The sequence below is a fragment of the Streptomyces sp. NPDC002055 genome, from assembly GCF_040296705.1.
Lineage (GTDB): Bacteria > Actinomycetota > Actinomycetes > Streptomycetales > Streptomycetaceae > Streptomyces.
The window spans coordinates 1-17,923 of sequence record NZ_JBEOXS010000036.1; the positions used below are offsets into that span (position 1 = coordinate 1).

15 protein-coding genes, 1 rRNA gene and 1 riboswitch are annotated in these 17,923 nt (G+C 71.1%); of the genes, 13 read left to right on the top strand and 3 right to left on the bottom strand.

All coding sequences use genetic code 11. The features are described 5' to 3' along the window. From rrf to ABT112_RS22180, 11 genes are all read left to right on the top strand, one after another. Positions 1-84 (top strand): 5S ribosomal RNA (rrf, locus tag ABT112_RS22130); the annotation flags it as partial. A 175-nt stretch (positions 85-259) separates the two neighbouring features. Next, positions 260-868: a cardiolipin synthase ClsA gene (clsA, locus tag ABT112_RS22135; RefSeq protein WP_351512122.1), complete on the top strand. Its 609-nt coding sequence runs from the start codon at positions 260-262 to the stop codon at positions 866-868. A gap of 135 nt (positions 869-1,003) precedes the next feature. Further along, positions 1,004-3,499, top strand: coding sequence for a sugar phosphate nucleotidyltransferase (locus ABT112_RS22140; RefSeq protein ID WP_351512124.1), 2,496 nt, complete (start codon positions 1,004-1,006; stop codon positions 3,497-3,499). Positions 3,500-3,607: 108 nt separating this feature from the next. After that, entirely contained in the window at positions 3,608-4,528 is a 921-nt protein-coding gene (locus ABT112_RS22145; protein ID WP_351512125.1) for a DUF881 domain-containing protein, read from the top strand. Further along, on the top strand, positions 4,525-4,857 hold the full coding sequence (locus ABT112_RS22150; RefSeq protein ID WP_019708255.1) for a small basic family protein: 333 nt from the start codon (positions 4,525-4,527) through the stop codon (positions 4,855-4,857). The genes ABT112_RS22145 and ABT112_RS22150 overlap by 4 nt, the downstream gene beginning before the upstream one ends. 392 nt (positions 4,858-5,249) lie before the next feature. Beyond that, positions 5,250-6,119 carry a DUF881 domain-containing protein gene (locus ABT112_RS22155; RefSeq protein ID WP_351512245.1) on the top strand — a complete coding sequence of 290 codons (870 nt, stop codon included), beginning with the start codon at positions 5,250-5,252 and terminating at the stop codon, positions 6,117-6,119. 149 nt (positions 6,120-6,268) lie between these two features. Beyond that, on the top strand, positions 6,269-7,093 hold the full coding sequence (locus tag ABT112_RS22160) for a double zinc ribbon and FHA domain-containing protein (RefSeq protein ID WP_502975409.1): 825 nt from the start codon (positions 6,269-6,271) through the stop codon (positions 7,091-7,093). 18 nt (positions 7,094-7,111) lie between these two features. Next, a complete protein-coding gene (ftsR, locus tag ABT112_RS22165; protein ID WP_351512128.1) occupies positions 7,112-7,861 on the top strand; it encodes a transcriptional regulator FtsR in 750 nt (249 codons plus the stop codon). A gap of 52 nt (positions 7,862-7,913) precedes the next feature. Beyond that, positions 7,914-8,387 (top strand): bifunctional nuclease family protein, encoded by a 474-nt coding sequence (locus ABT112_RS22170; RefSeq protein ID WP_030364453.1) that lies wholly within the window; start codon positions 7,914-7,916, stop codon positions 8,385-8,387. A 167-nt stretch (positions 8,388-8,554) separates the two neighbouring features. Beyond that, complete coding sequence (locus ABT112_RS22175) at positions 8,555-9,199, top strand: MerR family transcriptional regulator (protein ID WP_351512130.1); 645 nt, start codon at positions 8,555-8,557, stop codon at positions 9,197-9,199. A gap of 66 nt (positions 9,200-9,265) precedes the next feature. After that, complete coding sequence (locus ABT112_RS22180) at positions 9,266-10,795, top strand: DNA polymerase IV (protein WP_351512132.1); 1,530 nt, start codon at positions 9,266-9,268, stop codon at positions 10,793-10,795. Here the strand turns inward: ABT112_RS22180 and ABT112_RS22185 are convergent. After that, entirely contained in the window at positions 10,711-11,088 is a 378-nt protein-coding gene (locus ABT112_RS22185; protein WP_351512134.1) for a PRC-barrel domain-containing protein, read from the bottom strand. The genes ABT112_RS22180 and ABT112_RS22185 overlap by 85 nt on opposite strands. A gap of 114 nt (positions 11,089-11,202) precedes the next feature. Then, positions 11,203-11,298: riboswitch (glycine riboswitch) on the top strand. Between the two features lie 188 nt (positions 11,299-11,486). Between ABT112_RS22185 and gcvP the strand changes: the two genes are divergently transcribed. Then, the gene (gene gcvP, locus ABT112_RS22190) at positions 11,487-14,372 is read left to right on the top strand and encodes an aminomethyl-transferring glycine dehydrogenase (protein ID WP_351512135.1); all 2,886 of its coding nucleotides are present in this window, start codon (positions 11,487-11,489) and stop codon (positions 14,370-14,372) included. 201 nt (positions 14,373-14,573) lie between these two features. On the opposite strand, the gene ABT112_RS22195 is transcribed toward gcvP, so the two are convergent. Next, complete coding sequence (locus ABT112_RS22195) at positions 14,574-14,780, bottom strand: DUF5999 family protein (RefSeq protein ID WP_351512137.1); 207 nt, start codon at positions 14,778-14,780, stop codon at positions 14,574-14,576. Positions 14,781-15,085: 305 nt separating this feature from the next. Then, positions 15,086-15,679, bottom strand: coding sequence for a hypothetical protein (locus tag ABT112_RS22200; protein WP_351512139.1), 594 nt, complete (start codon positions 15,677-15,679; stop codon positions 15,086-15,088). Positions 15,680-16,165: 486 nt separating this feature from the next. Between ABT112_RS22200 and ABT112_RS22205 the strand changes: the two genes are divergently transcribed. Continuing rightward, positions 16,166-17,668 (top strand): glutamate-cysteine ligase family protein, encoded by a 1,503-nt coding sequence (locus ABT112_RS22205; protein WP_351512141.1) that lies wholly within the window; start codon positions 16,166-16,168, stop codon positions 17,666-17,668. Positions 17,669-17,923: the final 255 nt, after the last annotated feature.

A 17,923-nucleotide genomic window follows, 5' to 3' on the forward strand; every position in this document is an offset into this window, starting at 1 on the left:
TACATTCCGAACCCGGAAGCTAAGCCTTTCAGCGCCGATGGTACTGCAGGGGGGACCCTGTGGGAGAGTAGGACGCCGCCGAACAATCATTGAGAAAGCCGGAGTTCCCGGAACCGTTTGGTTCTGGGGACTCCGGCTTTTCTGTGTTTCCGGGCAAGTTTTCCGTATTCGGACGCTCAGGGCCCCTCTGTGCACTCCGCCGAGCCCGACGGGTAAGGTCGGGGGGCATCGTCGGTACGTTCCCCCAGGAGGCACCCGGGTGGAGGTCCAGGAGACGCGAGTTCATACGGACCGCGTCCTCACCATCCCGAACATCCTCAGCATGGCGCGGCTGCTCGGCGTACCGCTCTTCCTGTGGCTGATCCTCCGGCCCGAGTTCGGCGGTCCCCAGAGCGACGGCTGGGCCCTGCTCGTGCTGGCCCTGAGCGGCGTCACCGACTACCTGGACGGCAAGCTCGCCCGCCGCTGGAACCAGATCAGCAAACTGGGCCGGCTCCTCGACCCGGCAGCCGACCGGCTCTACATCCTCTCCACCCTGGCCGGGCTCACCTGGCGGGAGATCCTTCCGTGGTGGCTCACCGGCATCCTGCTCGCCCGTGAGCTGATGCTCCTGATCATGGTCTGGATCCTCCGCCGTCACGGCTACCCGCCGCCACAGGTGAACTTTCTCGGCAAGGCGGCGACGTTCAACCTCATGTACGCCTTCCCCTTGCTCCTGCTGAGTGACGGCAGCGGCTGGCTGCCCTCACTCGCCGCTGTCTTCGGCTGGGCATTCGCCGGTTGGGGTACAACCCTGTATTGGTGGGCAGGAATCCTCTACGTGGTGCAGGTCCGCCGTCTTGTCCGGGCGGACGCCGCGGCCGGCTGAACCGCCTCATTTCGGCACCACTGCTGTGGCGGCGGTCCTGGCCCGTGAACCGGGTGCCCATGTGCGGGGGCAGGGGGTCATCCGGACGGGTGCGGTCGGGGTGACAGTCATCTCTTCGAGGAGGACGCTTCCGACATGAAGGCCGTCGTGATGGCCGGCGGTGAGGGCACCCGCCTTCGCCCCATGACCTCGAGCATGCCCAAGCCGCTCCTGCCGGTGGCCAACCGGCCGATCATGGAGCATGTACTGAGGCTGCTCAAGCGGCACGGTCTCACCGAGACCGTGGTGACCGTCCAGTTCCTCGCCTCACTCGTCAAGAACTATTTCGGCGACGGCGAGGAGCTCGGTATGGAGCTCACCTACGCGAATGAGGAAACGCCACTCGGCACCGCCGGGAGCGTCAAGAATGCCGAGGAAGCGCTGAAGGACGACGCTTTCCTCGTCATTTCCGGTGACGCGCTGACCGACTTCGACCTCACTGAGCTGATCAATTTCCACAAGGAAAAGGGCGCACTCGTCACGGTGTGCCTGACGCGGGTGCCCAATCCGCTGGAATTCGGTATCACCATCGTCGACGAGAACGGCAAGGTCGAGCGCTTCCTGGAGAAGCCGACCTGGGGACAGGTTTTCTCGGACACCGTGAACACGGGCATCTACGTCATGGAGCCCGAGGTCTTCGACTACTTCGAGCCCGGTGTCTCCGTGGACTGGTCCGGTGACGTCTTCCCTCAGCTCATGAAGGAGGGCAAGCCGATCTACGGCTATGTCGCCGAGGGCTACTGGGAGGACGTCGGCACCCACGAGAGCTACGTCAAGGCGCAGGCCGATGTGCTCGAGGGCAAGGTGGAGGTCGAGCTCGACGGGTTCGAGATCTCGCCCGGCGTCTGGGTCGCCGAGGGAGCAGAGGTCCACCCCGACGCCGTACTCCGCGGGCCGCTGTACATCGGTGACTACGCCAAGATCGAGGCCGGTGCGGAGCTGCGGGAGCACACGGTCGTCGGATCCAATGTTGTGGTGAAGAGCGGTGCCTTCCTGCACCGGGCCGTGGTGCACGACAACGTCTACATCGGGCAGCAGAGCAACCTGCGGGGCTGCGTCGTCGGCAAGAACACCGACATCATGCGGGCCGCCCGCATCGAGGACGGCGCCGTCATCGGCGACGAGTGCCTCGTCGGCGAAGAATCGATCATCCAGGGCAATGTGCGGGTCTACCCGTTCAAGACCATCGAGGCCGGCGCCTTCGTCAACACCTCGGTCATCTGGGAGTCCCGCGGCCAGGCCCACCTCTTCGGCACCCGCGGCGTCTCCGGCATCCTCAACGTCGAGATCACCCCCGAGCTCGCGGTGCGGCTGGCGGGTGCCTATGCGACCACGCTGAAGAAGGGCTCGACGGTCACCACGGCGCGTGACCACTCACGTGGTGCCCGGGCCCTGAAGCGAGCCGTCATCTCGGCGCTCCAGGCGAGCGCGATCGATGTCCGGGACCTGGAGAACGTGCCACTGCCCGTGGCCCGGCAGCAGACGGCGCGCGGCAGCGCCGGCGGCATCATGGTCCGGACCTCACCGGGTGTCCCGGACTGCGTCGACATCATGTTCTTCGACGAGCGCGGCGCCGACCTCTCCCAGGCCGGCCAGCGCAAGCTCGACCGGGTCTACGCCCGGCAGGAGTACCGGCGGGCCTTCCCCGGCGAGATCGGCGACCTGCGCTTCCCCGCCAGCGTCTTCGACTCCTACACCGGCACCCTGCTGCGGGACGTGGACACCGCCGGCGTGGAGGAGGCCGGACTGAAGGTCGTGGTGGACGCCTCCAACGGCAGCGCGGGCCTCGTCCTGCCCAGCCTGCTCGGAAGGCTCGGCGTGGACGCCCTGACCATCAACCCCGGACTCGACGAGTCCCGGCCCACGGAGACCGCCGAGACCCGGCGGGCCGGGCTGGTGCGGCTGGGCGAGATCGTCGCGTCCGCCCGGGCCGCGTTCGGTGTCCGCTTCGACCCGGTCGGCGAGCGGCTCTCCCTCGTCGACGAGCGCGGCCGGATCATCGAGGACGACCGTGCGCTGCTGGTCATGCTCGACCTGGTCGCCGCCGAGCGGCGGAGCGGCCGGGTGGCGTTGCCGGTGACCACCACCCGGATCGCCGAGCAGGTCGCTGCGTACCACGGCACCCAGGTGGAGTGGACGACCACTTCGCCGGACGACCTGACCCGGGTCGGCCGCGACGAGGCGACGATCTTCGGCGGCGATGGGCGGGGCGGCTTCATCGTGCCCGAGTTCAGCAGCGTCTTCGACGGAACGGCCGCCTTCGTCCGGCTGCTCGGTCTGGTGGCACGCACCCAGCTGACGCTCAGTCAGATCGATGCCCGGATTCCGCGGGCCCATGTCCAGCGGCGGGACCTGGCCACCCCGTGGGCGGTCAAGGGGCTCGTCATGCGCAGCGTGGTCGAGGCGGCCGGTGACCGGTCCGTCGACACCACGGACGGCGTCCGGGTCGTCGAGGCGGACGGGCGCTGGGTGATGGTGCTGCCCGATCCGTCGGAGGCCGTCACCCATCTGTGGGCCGAGGGCCCCGACGCCACCTCTGCCGAGGCGCTGCTCGACGAGTGGGCCGCGGTGGTCGAGGGCGCCGGCCGCTGAGCCGGTAGGCCGCCGGCCGCTGTGGGGTACCGTGCCCGCGGTGCCCCACACCGGCGCGCCGGTGGGGCCATTCGGCGGTAGCGGCCGCGACGTGCGACGATGTGCGGCATGTCGCAGCAGCACCCCGTTCGGAGCACCGCTTCGCCGCCTTCGCGCCCCGACGCCTCGATGTCGCTGCTGACCAACGTGATGGACCACAGCCTCGACGACGGATACGCCGAGGCTGCGGCCCGGCGCAGCGCCGGCAGCGGCAAGGGGCTCCCGAGGACACTCCGTGCCAAGCTGGGCCTCGCCGCCGGACTGGTCCTGGCCGCGGCCGTGGTGACCGTCGGAGCGGCGCAGGCGCAGATATCGGCACCTGCCATCGCCAAGGAGCGGCAGGAACTGATCGACCGGATCGAGGCGGAGAACTCGTCCGTCGACAGTCTGCAGAAGAGCGTGGACCGGCTGCGCGACGATGTGGGGGACCGCCAGCGCGAGGCCCTGCTGAAGCACGGTGGCGAGAAGGGCCGGCAGCTCGGTCTGCTGGCCGCCGCCACCCCGGTCCACGGCCCCGGTGTGAAGCTGGTGGTCAACGACGCCAAGAAGGCGGAGTCGAGCGGCGGTGGTCCGCGGGAGAGCAGCGGATTCTCCGACACGGGGCGAGTGCGCGACCGGGACCTCCAGCGGGTGGTCAACGGCCTCTGGGAGTCCGGGGCGGAGGCGATCGCGGTCAACGGCCAGCGGCTGACCGCCCTCTCGGCGATCCGGGCGGCGGGCGACGCCATACTGGTCGACAACAAGCCACTGGTGCCGCCGTACACGGTGCTCGCGGTGGGGGACGGGCAGCGCCTGGCGACCACGTTCCAGGACAGTGCCGACGGGCAGTACCTGCATGTGCTGCAGGAGAACTACGGGATCCGGACCAGCATTTCCGCGCAGGAAGAGGTGCGGCTCCCCGCCGCGCCGAGCCTGATCGTGCGTTACGCGGAGCCGGTTGCCGGGGGCGCGGGCAGAAGCGCCGATGACACAGGGAAGGGCACATCGTGATCGCCGTACTGGGCCTCGTCGTAGGAGTCGTGGTGGGACTGCTCGTCCGACCCGAAGTTCCGGCGGTGGTCGAGCCCTATCTGCCCATTGCCGTCGTCGCTGCGCTCGACGCGGTCTTCGGCGGTCTGCGGGCCATGCTGGACGGCATCTTCGACGACAAGGTGTTCGTCGTGTCGTTCCTCTCCAATGTGGTCGTCGCCGCGCTGATCGTGTTCCTCGGTGACAAGCTCGGGGTCGGCGCGCAGCTGTCCACCGGTGTCGTCGTGGTGCTGGGCATCCGCATCTTCTCCAACGCCGCGGCGATCCGCCGGCACGTGTTCCGGGCGTGAGGCCGATGAGCAACGACGAGACGCCGGAGAACCCGCGGACGCCGGACTCCCCGGAGGAGTCGGAAACACCGAGGAAGCCGGAACAGCCGGGTCCGCGTGAGGCCGGGGAGACCCAGGAGCCCACCGGGGCCCAGGAGTCGGAGGGGCCCCAGGAGCCGAAGGGGACCCCGGAGCCGAAGGGGGCCCCGGAGGAGCGGGAGACGCCTGAGGTGCCTGAGGCCCCGGAGTCGCCGGGAGCCTCGGCCGGGCCGCACCCTCCTGCCCCGGACGCGAAGGACGGTCCGGCCGCGGGTGCCGACGCAGGCGCGCCGGAGCCCCCGCGGCGCCCGGGCCCCTCGGAAAGGGATGACTCGGAGAGGGGCGAGGCAGACCGGCCGCAGCCGCAGCCGCAGCTGCGGTCCGGGCCTGGTCCGCAGCCCGCGGACCGGCCGGCGGCGGGCCCGCAAGGCCCCGGGAGAAGCGGTCCGGGACCACGTCCGCAGGACGCGTGGGCCGCGGAACCGGCTGCACCCGAACCAGGCCCCGAGCCGGGCGAGGAGGAGCTCTCCGGCCGTCGGCGGCTGGTCGCGGGGCTCTGGCCGCCGCGGGTCACCCGGGCCCAACTGACCGTCGCCCTGCTGCTGTTCGTCCTCGGACTGGGCCTGGCCATCCAGGTGAGTTCCACCAGCGACAACAGCGCGCTGCGGGGTGCCCGCCAGGAGGACCTGGTGCGCATCCTGGACGAACTCGACGACCGGACCCAGCGTCTGGAGGACGAGAAGCGCCGCCTGGAGAACCAGCGCACCGAGCTGGAGAACAGCTCGGACCAGGCGGAGGAGGCCCGCAAGCAGACGGTCCAGAAGGAACAGCAGCTCGGCATTCTGGCCGGTACGGTGCGGGCTCAGGGGCCGGGGATCACGGTCACCGTGCGCGACACCAAGCGTGCGGTGCAGGCGGACATGCTGCTCGACGCGATCCAGGAACTGCGGGCCGCCGGGGCGGAGGCCATCCAGATCAACGGAGTCCGGGTGGTCGCCGACACCTATGTCTCGGACGCCGTGGGAGGGGTGCGGATCGACGGGAAGAGAATCGCCCAGCCGTACCGTTTCAAGGTCATCGGCAAGCCGCAGGATCTCGAACCGGCGCTGAACATCCCCGGTGGGGTGGTGCAGACGCTGGAGAAGGAGCAGGCCACGGTGTCCGTCGAGGCCTCCGGCCGGGTCACGGTGGACGCCTTGCGGCCGGCGAAGCGGCCTGACTACGCTCGGTCGTCCTCGCAGTGACATGTCCGCGCATGGCGGGCACACGGCGGGGCAAGAGGTTGCGGGGGGTCGGCGTACCAGTGGTGTGGTGTGTGGTGGAAACTGTCTGACGGTCACGGACGTTGTGTGGATGTCCGGGTCGGCCGGTGTGTGCAGCGAGGTTGTTCATCCTGCCCCACGGGCGGGTCTGTTTCGGTCAAGGGGAATCGCCCGTGAAGTTGTTTGGAAAGTTGTTCGGTAAGAGCGCACGCGAGGACGGCGGCAGCGAGACAGCACGCCACCGCGCGGGGCGCACCGCGGACGAGAGCGCCGCGGGTGAGGAGCGCCCGCTGTTCCGCGACGAGGTCGCGGGCGCCGAGGGCGGTATTTCCGGGGGGCACGGCGCGTCTGCTGTTGACCCTGCGGGTGCGGGCCGCATAGGTTCCCAGGAACCAGCAACCTCAAGTACGGGTGGAGGGTTTGCCGCTTTGCCTGTTTGCGCGAGGTGTGGTCACCGGAACGCGGAGTCCAGCCGGTTCTGCTCCAACTGTGGCGCTCCGCTGCGTGCCGGCGCCCAGCCCGAGCGGCCGTCGGAGACGACGTCCACCATTTCGATCTCGGGCCTGGAGGCCTACGAGTCCGAGAGCACGGGGCAGACGGCGCCGCCGCTCTCCCCCGAGGCACAGGCCGCGGTCGACGCGCTGCCGATGGGCTCGGCGCTGCTCGTGGTCCGCCGCGGACCGAATTCGGGCAGCCGCTTCCTGCTGGACGGCGACCTGACCACGGCCGGGCGCCACCCGCAGAGCGACATCTTCCTGGACGATGTGACGGTCTCACGTCGGCATGTGGAGTTCCGCCGCGGTCCGGAGGGCGGGTTCACCGTCTCCGACGTCGGCAGCCTGAACGGCACGTACGTCAACCGGGAGCGGATCGACTCGCTTCCGCTGGCCAACGGCGACGAGGTGCAGATCGGCAAGTACCGTCTCGTCTTCTACGCGAGCCAGCGGGGCATCTGACCCGTCGGGGAAGGAGCCATGGCGCAGACACCGTCGGGCGGTGCCGGTACCGGCACCGCCACCGCGGCAGGCAGGCTCATGAGCATCGGTGCGGTGCTGAACCGGCTGCGCGAGGAGTTCCCCGAGATCACCATCTCCAAGATCCGTTTCTTGGAGTCGGAGGGGCTCGTCGAGCCGCGCCGCACGCCCTCCGGGTACCGCAAATTCACCCCGGAGGACGTGGAGCGGCTCGGGTACGTCCTGCGCATGCAGCGGGATCTCTACCTGCCGCTGAAGGTCATCCGGGAGCAGCTCGACGCGCTGGCCAGGGGCGAGCGCGTCGAGCTCCCGGCCCCCTCCCGGCCCCGTGAGCTGCTCGACGGGGCGCTGGAGGACTCCGCCGCGGAGGCGACCGCCACCGCGGCCCGTATCGGCCGTGCGGAGCTCCTGGCGGCCGCCGAGGTCGACGAGGGCCGGCTCGCCGAGTGGGAGTCCTACGGCCTGATCGGGCCCGCCGAGGACGGCGCGTACGACATCGAGGCGGTCCAGGTCGCCAAGCTCGTCGCCGACCTGGGCGGCTTCGGGCTGGAGCCGCGGCATCTGCGGGTGATGAAGGCCGCCGCCGACCGGGAGGCGGACCTGGTCGAACAGGTGGTGGCCCCCCTGCGGCGGCACCGCAATCCGCAGACGAGGAACCACGCCGAGCAGACCGCGCGGGAGCTGGCGACCCTGTCGGTGCGGCTCCACGCGGCGCTCGTCCAGGCCGCGCTGCGGACCCGTCTGCACTGATGAAGCGGTGCCCGACTACCCAAACCGGCCGGGCACGTCCTAGGGTTACTGTGTGAACGAGCTCGACGTCGTGGGTGTCCGGGTGGAAATGCCCTCCAACCAACCGATCGTGCTCCTGCGTGAAGTGGGAGGCGATCGGTACCTCCCCATCTGGATCGGCCCCGGGGAGGCCACCGCCATCGCCTTCGCCCAGCAGGGCATGGCCCCGGCCAGGCCGCTGACGCACGACCTGTTCAAGGACGTGCTCGAGGCGGTCGGCCAGCAGCTGACCGAGGTCCGGATCACGGACCTGCGGGAAGGTGTCTTCTACGCCGAACTGGTGTTCGCCAGCGGTGTCGAGGTGAGTGCCAGGCCCTCCGACGCCATAGCGCTGGCGCTGCGCACCGGAACGCCGATCTACGGCAGCGACGGTGTGCTGGACGACGCGGGGATCGCGATCCCGGACGAGCAGGAGGACGAGGTGGAGAAGTTCCGCGAGTTCCTCGACCAGATCTCGCCCGAGGACTTCGGATCCAGCAGCCAGTAGCGGCCGTAATCCGGCACTTCCGGGCCATCCGGTCAGCCTTTCCCCGAAGAGGGCACGGAAAACCACTCTCAGGGTGATTATCACTCGGCGTGCCGAGTGTGGCGATCGTTGACGCACCCGGGGTCACTGCCTACCGTCGAGAAGGCAGGTCAAGGACGGAGGTCGGCGTGAGAAGCACCGGCGACGGTACAGCGGCGGGCGGCCCCTTTCCGCTCCACGGAGGTGCGGCGCTCCACGGAGGTGCGACGCTCCACGGAGGTGCGGTCGACCCCGCCACCGGGCACACCGCCGCGGCAGCCGCCGTGTCGGGTGAGCCGTCCGACGAGGTCGGCTATCGCGGCCCGACCGCCTGCGCGGCGGCCGGTATCACCTACCGCCAGCTGGACTACTGGGCGCGCACCGGGCTCGTCGAGCCGAGCGTGCGGCCCGCGTACGGCTCCGGCACCCAGCGGCTGTACAGCTTCCGGGACGTCGTCGTCCTGAAGATCGTGAAGCGGTTCCTGGACACCGGCGTCTCGTTGCAGAACATCCGCGCCGCCGTCCAGCACCTGCGGGCCCGCGAGCGGTCGGATCTCGCGCAGATGACGCTGATGAGCGATGGCGCGACGGTCTACGAGTGCTCCTCCCCGGACGAGGTCGTGGACCTGCTCCAGGGCGGTCAGGGCATCTTCGGCATCGCCGTGGGGGTGGTGTGGCGGGATGTGGAGAGCACCCTGTCCCAGCTCCACGGAGAGCGGATCGACACCGGCGAGACCCTGATCGGGCACAACCCCGCGGACGAGCTCGCCCGCCGCCGGAACCGCGCCGGCTGATCCCGCGGACGCGCCGCGCCGCCCGCCCGTGGGCCGTTGTCAGTGCCGTACGGCAGCATCAGGGGTGTGAGAGGCGCACCGACCATCCTCCATCTCGACATGGATGCCTTCTACGCCGCGGTCGAACAGGCGGCGAAGCCGAGCCTGCGCGGGAAGCCGGTGGTCGTCGGCGGGCTCGGGCCGCGGGGGGTGGTCGCCACCGCGTCGTACGAGGCGCGGGTCTTCGGGGTGCACTCGGCCATGGCGACGGCCCAGGCCCGGCGGCTCTGCCCGAACGCGGCCTATCTGACACCGCGCTTCTCGCTGTACCGCCAGGTCAGCGACGCCGTCATGGAGCTGCTGCACGGCCTCTCGCCCCTGGTGGAGCCGCTGAGCCTGGACGAGGCGTTCGTGGACCTGGAGGCGGAGGGGGCGGCGGACTCCGAGGCCTCGGCGCGGGCCGTGGGCGAGCGGCTGCGGGCCGACATCCGGGCCGCCACCGGGCTCAGTGGCTCGGTGGGGCTGGCGGGATCCAAGATGCTGGCCAAGATCGCCTCCGAGCAGGCCAAGCCGGACGGACTGACGCTGATAGCCCCGGGCACCGAACGCGAGCTGCTGGCACCGCTGACGGTGCGCACCCTGCCGGGCGTCGGCCCGGCCACCGCCGAGCACTTGCGCCGGGCCGGCATCCACACGGTCGGGGAGATCGTGGAAGCCGGTGAGGAGGAGCTGGTGCGGCTGCTGGGGCGGGCGCACGGCAGCTCGCTCCACACGATGGCGAGCGGGCGGGACGACCGCCCCGTGATCGCCGAGCGGGACGCCAAGTCGGTTTCCGTCGAGGACACCTTCGACGTCGATCTCCACGACCGGGCGCAGGTGAGGGCCGAGGTGGTGCGCCTGGCGGAGCGCTGTGTGCAGCGGCTGCGGGCGGCCGGGCGGTCCGGCCGCACGGTCGTGCTCAAGGTGCGGCGGTACGACTTCTCCACGCTGACCCGGTCCGAGACCCAGCGCGGCCCCACCGACGACCCCACGGTCATCCGGGAGGCCGCCGCGCGGCTCCTGGAGCTCGTGGACACCACCGGGGGCGTGCGGCTGCTGGGTGTCGGGGTCACGGGGCTGGCCGACTTCACGCAGGAGGATCTGTTCGCCCAGGCCGCCACGGCAGAGGCCGCCGCGGCGCTGGAGGCGGCCGCGGCTGCGGCCGCCGGGGACGTGGAGCGGGCCGAGGAGTCGCAGGCGGAGCCCGCCCCGGTGGCGCCGGAAGCTGGGGAGACCACGGTGGAGCAGGTGCGCCGCTGGGTGCCGGGGCACGATGTGCGCCATGCGGAGCTGGGGCCCGGCTGGGTGCAGGGCAGCGGCGTGGGCAGGGTCACCGTGCGGTTCGAACAGCCCTGGTCGGCGCCCGGCCGGGTGCGGACCTTCCCCGTCGACGACCCGGACCTGGAGCCGTCCGAGCCGCTGCCGCTGAAACCCGGCGGCCCGGGGGAGGCCGCTGCTCCGGAGGGCCGGCCGGAGGTGACCGCTGCGGGCGGTCAGTCGTCGTTGCCCGCCAGCCGCCCGAAGTCCTGGTCGTCGGGGCCCGGCCCGTCCTCCGGGGACGTGGCGTCGAGCCCGTAGTGGTGGTAGAGCTGCAGCTCCTGCTCCGGCGAGAGGTGGCGGCCGACGCCGAAGTCGGGTGCGCGCTTGATCAGCGCGCGGTGGTAGGGGACGCGCAGGGTGTCGTCGACGATCTCGCTGGGCTCCAGCGGGACGAAGGCGTCGCGCCCGAACAGGCCGGTGCGCACCGCGGCCCACTCCGGGAGGCCGGTCGCGTCGTCCAGGTACACCTCGTCCACGGTGCCGATTTTCGCTCCGTCGAGGTCGAATGCCTTGCGGCCGATCAGGCTCCGCGGATCGATATCGGTCTGCACGGTCCCTCCCGCTGTTCGCAGATCCTCTACGAGAACTACGAAAGGGCACATTCCGCCCCTCGGCCACTCGAGCGACCGGCCCGGAGAGCCACTGGTACGCTGGCAAATGGCTGCAGACCCCGTGCGGGAGAGTCCTCCACCAGCAAGAGGAGGCGCCGAAGGAGCAAATCCTCCCCGGAATCTCTCAGGCACACGTACCGCACGGACGAGGTCACTCTGGAAAGCAGGGCGGGCATCGGCCGTGTATTGCGCCGGAACCCCTCCTCACCGACGGTGAAAACCGGACCGCCCCGGCGGACCGGTGAAGCTCTCAGGTCGAGATGACAGAGGGGGAGGCCGTCGGGGCACCCGTGCCGTGGTGCCCCTCGCAGGTCGCGTCGACCAGGAGGCCTCCGCAGATGACCGCCGATCGCATCCCACTCTCCCAGCTGGAACGTGGCACTCCCTTCGAGCAGCGCCACATCGGACCCGACAGCGAGGCGCAGGCGAAGATGCTCGCCCAGGTGGGCTACGGCTCCCTGGACGAACTCACCGCCGCCGCCGTCCCCGACGTGATCAAGAACGCCGGGGAGCTGGACCTGCCGGACGCCCGCACCGAGGCGGAGGTCCTCGCCGAGCTGCGCGGCCTCGCCGAGCGCAACGAGGTGCTGGCGCCGATGATCGGCCTCGGCTACCACGGCACCTTCACCCCGCCGGTGATCCTCCGCAACGTGATGGAGAACCCCGCCTGGTACACGGCGTACACGCCGTACCAGCCGGAGATCTCGCAGGGCCGCCTCGAGGCGCTGCTGAACTTCCAGACCGTCGTCGCGGACCTGACCGGGCTCCCCACCTCGGGCGCCTCGCTGCTCGACGAGGGCACGGCCGCCGCCGAGGCCATGGCGCTTTCCCGCCGGGTCGGCAAGGTGAAGAACGGCGTCTTCCTGATCGACGCCGACTGTCTGCCGCAGACCATCGCCGTCATCGAGACCCGCGCCGAGCCGACGGGCGTCGAGGTCGTCGTCGCCGACCTCTCCGAGGGCATCCCGGCGGACGTCGCCGAGCGCGGTGTCTTCGGTGTGCTGCTCCAGTACCCGGGCGCCTCCGGGCAGGTGCGCGACCTGCGTCCGGTCATCGAGCGGGCCCATGAGCTGGGCGCGATCGTCACGGTCGCCGCCGACCTCCTCGCCCTCACCGTGCTCACCTCGCCCGGCGAGCTGGGCGCGGACATCGCGGTGGGCAACAGCCAGCGGTTCGGCGTCCCCATGGGCTTCGGCGGCCCGCACGCCGGCTTCATGGCCGTGCGCGACACGTTCGCCCGCAGCCTCCCCGGCCGACTGGTCGGAGTCTCCGTGGACGCCGACGGCACCAAGGCGTACCGGCTGGCGCTGCAGACCCGTGAGCAGCACATCCGCCGGGAGAAGGCGACGAGCAACATCTGCACCGCGCAGGTCCTGCTCGCCGTCATGGCCGGGCTGTACGCCGTCTACCACGGCCCGGACGGGCTCGCAGGCATCGCCCGCCGCACCCACCGCTACGCCACGCTGCTCGCGGCGGGCCTGCGGGCCGGGGGCGTGGAGATCGTGCACGGCGCGTACTTCGACACCGTGACCGCCCGGGTGCCGGGCCGCGCCGCCGAGGTCGTGGCCGCCGCTCGCAAGGCCGGGGTCAACCTGCGGCAGGTCGACGCCGACCTCGTCGGCATTTCCTGCGACGAGACCACCCTCCGTGACCAGGTGGCGGCTGTCTGGGGCGCGTTCGGCGTCGAGGCGGACATCGAGGCCCTGGACGCCACGGCGGAGGACACCCTCCCCGAGGCCCTGCTCCGCCGGGGCGAGTACCTCACCCACCCGGTGTTCCACCAGCACCGCTCCGAGACCGCGATGCTGCGCTACCTGCGCCGCCTCTCCGACCGGGACTACGCGCTGGACCGCGGGATGATCCCGCTCGGCTCCTGCACCATGAAGCTCAACGCGACCACGGAGATGGAGCCGGTCACCTGGCCGCAGTTCGGGGCGCTGCACCCGTTCGCGCCGGTCGAGCAGGCCGGGGGCTATCTGACCCTCATCCGTGAGCTCGAGGAGCGGCTCGCCGAGGTCACCGGCTACGACAAGGTCTCCCTTCAGCCCAACGCGGGCTCCCAGGGCGAGCTGGCCGGTCTGCTGGCCGTCCGGGCGTACCACCGGGCCAACGGCGACGATCAGCGCACCGTCTGCCTGATCCCCTCCTCGGCGCACGGCACCAACGCTGCCAGCGCCGTGATGGCCGGGATGAAGGTCGTGGTCGTCAAGACCCGCGAGGACGGCGACGTCGACGTCGAGGACCTGCACGCCAAGATCGAGAAGCACGGCGACGAGCTCGCGGTGCTGATGGTGACCTACCCGTCGACGCACGGCGTCTTCGAGGAGCACATCACCGACATCTGCGCGGCCGTGCACGACGCGGGCGGCCAGGTCTACGTGGACGGCGCCAACCTCAACGCGCTGGTGGGCCTCGCCAAGCCGGGCCGGTTCGGCTCGGACGTCTCGCACCTGAACCTGCACAAGACGTTCTGCATCCCGCACGGCGGCGGCGGTCCGGGCGTCGGCCCGGTCGGCGTGCGCGCGCATCTGGCGCCGTACCTGCCGAACCACCCGCTCCAGCCGGCCGCCGGGCCGGAGACCGGGGTCGGCCCGATCTCCGCCGCGCCGTGGGGCTCCGCCGGCATCCTGCCGATCTCCTGGGCGTACGTCCGGCTGATGGGGGCCGAGGGGCTGCGGCGGGCCACCCAGGTGGCCGTGCTCGGTGCCAACTACATCGCCAAGCGGCTGGAGCCGCACTACCCGGTGCTCTACACCGGTCCGCACGGCCTGGTCGCCCACGAGTGCATCGTGGACCTGCGCCCGCTGACCAAGGCGACCGGGGTCACCGTCGACGATGTCGCCAAGCGGCTCATCGACTACGGCTTCCATGCGCCGACCATGTCGTTCCCGGTGGCCGGCACGCTGATGATCGAGCCCACGGAGAGCGAGGACCTCGTCGAGCTGGACCGCTTCTGCGAGGCGATGATCGCGATCCGCGCCGAGATCGAGCGGGTCGGTTCCGGCGAGTGGCCGGCGGACGACAACCCGCTGCGCAACGCGCCCCACCCGGCGTCCACGCTGGGCGGGGAGTGGGAGCGCCCGTACAGCCGCGAGACGGCGGTCTTCCCGGAGGGCGTCTCCGCGGCGGACAAGTACTGGCCGCCGGTGCGGCGGATCGACGGCGCCTTCGGCGACCGGAACCTGGTCTGCTCGTGCCCGCCGCTGGACGAGTACGACCAGTGAGGTGCTGAACCCCGGGGGACGGCTGCCCTGAGAAGGGGGCCGTGCCTCGACGGGACTGTGCCGGGGGCCGGTTCGGCGGTGAGCGCCGGGCCGGCCCCTTGGTGTCGCTGGAGCAGTGTCGCTGGAGTGGCGACGCCGGAGCGGTATCGCCGGAGTGGTGCGGGTGGAGCGGTGACGGTGGTGTCTCGCGACCGGTGAGGGTCAGGCGGCCGTCGCCACTCGCCCCGTGCCGAGCGGCCGGCGCGGGCCGATGATCCGGCCGTCCGGCAGCAGCTCACCCGTGTCCTCGAAGAGCAGGACGCCATTGCACAGCAGGCTCCAGCCCTGCTCCGGGTGGTGCGCCACGGGATGGGCGGCCTCCCGGTCGGCGGAGTCGGCGGTCGGGCAGGGAGGCTGGTGCTGGCACATGGTCGGGATCTTTCGCTGAGATGGGGCGGGTGTGCTGCGGATCGGAGCAGAGTTCATGGTGCCGTCCCCCGTATCGGATCGGTCGGTCCCAGTGTTGCCCCACGCGTGGAATTCCGCAGGGATTTCCCGGGAGCTGTCGTCACTGCTTGATGACGCGTCACTCGTGCGGACGGTTCACCGCAACGGGACCGTCACTTCGGGTGGTTGAGGAATGGCCGGAGTGGGCCATGGTCCGCTCCCGCGCAGGGGAGCGCCCCGCGGCCCCCGGGCCGCGGGGCGCACACATGCCGTGCGTCCCGGAGAGGTCAGGCCGGCGTCCCCATGCCCATCAACGGGGTCGGCGCGACCCGGAGGGTGAGCACCGGCAGCAGATCGGCGACCCGGTGGGCGCGATGCGCCGCGATGCCCGGAGGGGCCGGCGCGAGCGGCACCAGAAGATCACTCGGCGCGGGACGGCCCTTGCCGGCGTCCGCGCCGGCGTCCCCGTGCAGCCACAGCGTGAGCATGTAGAGCTCCGGTACGGAGAGCAGGCGCGGCTGGTACGGCGCGGTCAGCGCCTCCGCCTGTCGCAGCGCCAGTTCCGTGGAGGCCACGTACGGGCCCTCGAAGAAGTGGGAGAACGCCCAGCCGTCCGGGGTGAGCATGGTCTCGGCCGCCGCCACGGCGCGGTCGCCGCTGCGGATCAGGAAGCGCCACCCGGCGAGCCGGGTGCGCGGAGTGCCGCCCCGTGAGGTGACGCGGTCCAGGACGTGGACGGGCAGTGGAAGGTCCGGAGTCAGCGGGCCGGTGACGGTGCGCAGGGCCGGGGTGCGCGGATCGCGGACCGCGGTGGGGGAACCGAGGGCCGTGAGCGCGCTGCGCAGGGCGGGCTGGGGTGCCGGGGGGACATGCAGCGGCATGGTGGGTCGCCTCTCACTTCGGAGACACGTGGAGCGGGGCTGTGCGGACGGCGGTGTCAGCAGCGGGGTCAGAGGGGGCCGGGAATCCGTTTGTCCGGCGGCGCACACTCTCTGCCTCGTTCGCGAAGTTTATACGACAGGTGTTCACGCAGTGTTTCGCCTAGCCGACCCGGGCATTGCGGGCAAGTCCGTATTCGGTCTTTACTGCGAGGGGGTTGTACCCATTCTGTCCGCATGGCCCGGCCCGCGGCCTTGCGTTATGTCCCGGGAACGGTAGGCCGATTTCCGTCGGCGTTTCCCACGTGCGCAATACATCCGGACCGGGACACCACGTTATGCCCATGGAATGTGCCGCATGGTGTGTACGGAGGAGCTTACTGGGCATGCGGTGTCCGCCGGGCGTTATCGATCACATTGCCTGGGCATCATCGACCGTGACACCGGCGGCCGGCGCCGTCGGCGACCCACTCGAGGAGGGACCCTTCGATGGGGGAGAAGGTCGAGGCAGGCGGGTTCGACCTGTCCGATCGGCAGCACTACCGCCGCAAGCTGCAGCGGTGCCTCCAAGCGCTGGACAGGCTGCTGGAGGAGAGGCGGTTCGACCGCCCGAAGAATTTGATGGGCCTGGAGATCGAGCTGAATCTCGCCGGGGCCGACGGGATGCCGCGCATGATGAATGCGGAAGTCCTGGACCGGATCTCCAGCGGGGATTTTCAGACCGAGCTGGGGCAGTTCAACCTGGAAGTGAACATCGTGCCGCACCGGCTGTCCGGGCGGGTTCTGGACCAGCTGGCGGAAGAGCTGCGGACCGGGCTCGGGTATGCCGACCGCAAGGCCCGGGAAGTCTCCGCGGAGATCGTGATGATCGGCATCCTGCCCACCCTGGGGCCGGACGATCTGGTGTCCGGGAACCTCTCCGAGGTCGACCGTTACATGCTGCTCAACGATCAGATTCTCGCCGCCCGCGGCGAGGAGATCGACCTCGACATCGAAGGTGTGGAGCGGCTGCGGTACAGCAGCCGGTCCATCGCCCCCGAAGCCGCCTGCACCTCGGTGCAGCTCCACCTCCAGGTGACCCCCAACCGGTTCGCCGCCGTCTGGAACGCCGCGCAGGCGGTGGCCGCGGTGCAGATCGCCATGGGCGCCAACTCCCCGTTCCTCTTCGGCCACGAGCTCTGGCGGGAGTCCCGGCCGCCGCTCTTCCAGCAGGCCACGGACACCCGCCCGCCGGAGCTCCGGGCGCAGGGGGTCCGGCCCCGCACCTGGTTCGGCGAGCGCTGGATCGACTCCGTGCAGGACCTCTTCGAGGAGAACGTGCGCTACTTCCCCTCGCTCCTGCCGATCTGCAGCGAGGACGACCCGCTGCGGGTGCTCGACGAGGGCGGCATTCCCAAGCTGCAGGAGCTCGTGCTGCACAACGGGACCGTCTACCGCTGGAACCGGCCGGTCTACGAGGTCGCCGACGGGGCCCCGCACCTCCGGGTGGAGAACCGGGTGCTGCCGGCCGGCCCGACCGTCACCGATGTCATCGCCAACACCGCCTTCTACTACGGCCTCGTCCGCGCCCTCGCCGAGGAGCCGCGCCCCGTCTGGTCCCGGCTGTCGTTCGAGGAGGCCTCGGCCAACTTCGACGCGGCCTGCCGCCACGGCATCGAGGCCCGGCTGCGCTGGCCCCGCCCCGGCCGGTCGGGCACGGTGGCCGAGCAGCCGGCCGTACGGCTCGTCCGGGAGGAACTGCTGCCGATGGCCGCGGCCGGGCTGGACTCCTGGGGCGTCGAACCGGCGGACCGGGACTTCTACCTGGGCGTCATCGAGGAGCGCTGCCGACGGGGGGTGAACGGCGCCTCGTGGCAGGCGGAGACCTTCCACCGTGCTCTGGAGGGCGGCCTCGACCGGGAGGCGGCGCTGGCCGCGACCACACGCCGGTACGGCGCGTTGATGCGCGGCGGCGACCCCGTCCACACCTGGCCCCTGGGCTTCCCGGGCTGAATCGTTCCGCCGCGGCCGACGGCCACCCCCGGCCCCCGTTGCGTACCACCGCACCGCCCCCACCGTCGCGACCCGTCTCTCCCCGGAGAGGCGGGTCGCGGCGTTCGTCGGTGCGGGCGGCGCCCTCGTGGCGGCGGTGCGGGTGGGGACGGCGTGCCGGGGAACCGCCCCCGTGCCCGGCGCGGGGGAGCCGTCGGGCAAGCTAAGACGTCCCAGGGTGGCGGACGCGGGTCCGTGGCCCGATGCCGGGCGGAC

What these genes read in the sequence shown, in the direction of transcription:
- ABT112_RS22145 (WP_351512125.1), top strand. Translation starts at nt 3,608, where the DNA reads ATGTCGCAGCAGCACCCCGTTCGGAGCACCGCTTCGCCGCCTTCGCGC.
- ftsR (WP_351512128.1), top strand. Translation starts at nt 7,112, where the DNA reads ATGGCGCAGACACCGTCGGGCGGTGCCGGTACCGGCACCGCCACCGCG.
- ABT112_RS22200 (WP_351512139.1), bottom strand. Translation starts at nt 15,679, where the DNA reads ATGCCGCTGCATGTCCCCCCGGCACCCCAGCCCGCCCTGCGCAGCGCG.
- ABT112_RS22195 (WP_351512137.1), bottom strand. Translation starts at nt 14,780, where the DNA reads ATGTGCCAGCACCAGCCTCCCTGCCCGACCGCCGACTCCGCCGACCGG.
- ABT112_RS22205 (WP_351512141.1), top strand. Translation starts at nt 16,166, where the DNA reads ATGGGGGAGAAGGTCGAGGCAGGCGGGTTCGACCTGTCCGATCGGCAG.
- gcvP (WP_351512135.1), top strand. Translation starts at nt 11,487, where the DNA reads ATGACCGCCGATCGCATCCCACTCTCCCAGCTGGAACGTGGCACTCCC.
- ABT112_RS22140 (WP_351512124.1), top strand. Translation starts at nt 1,004, where the DNA reads ATGAAGGCCGTCGTGATGGCCGGCGGTGAGGGCACCCGCCTTCGCCCC.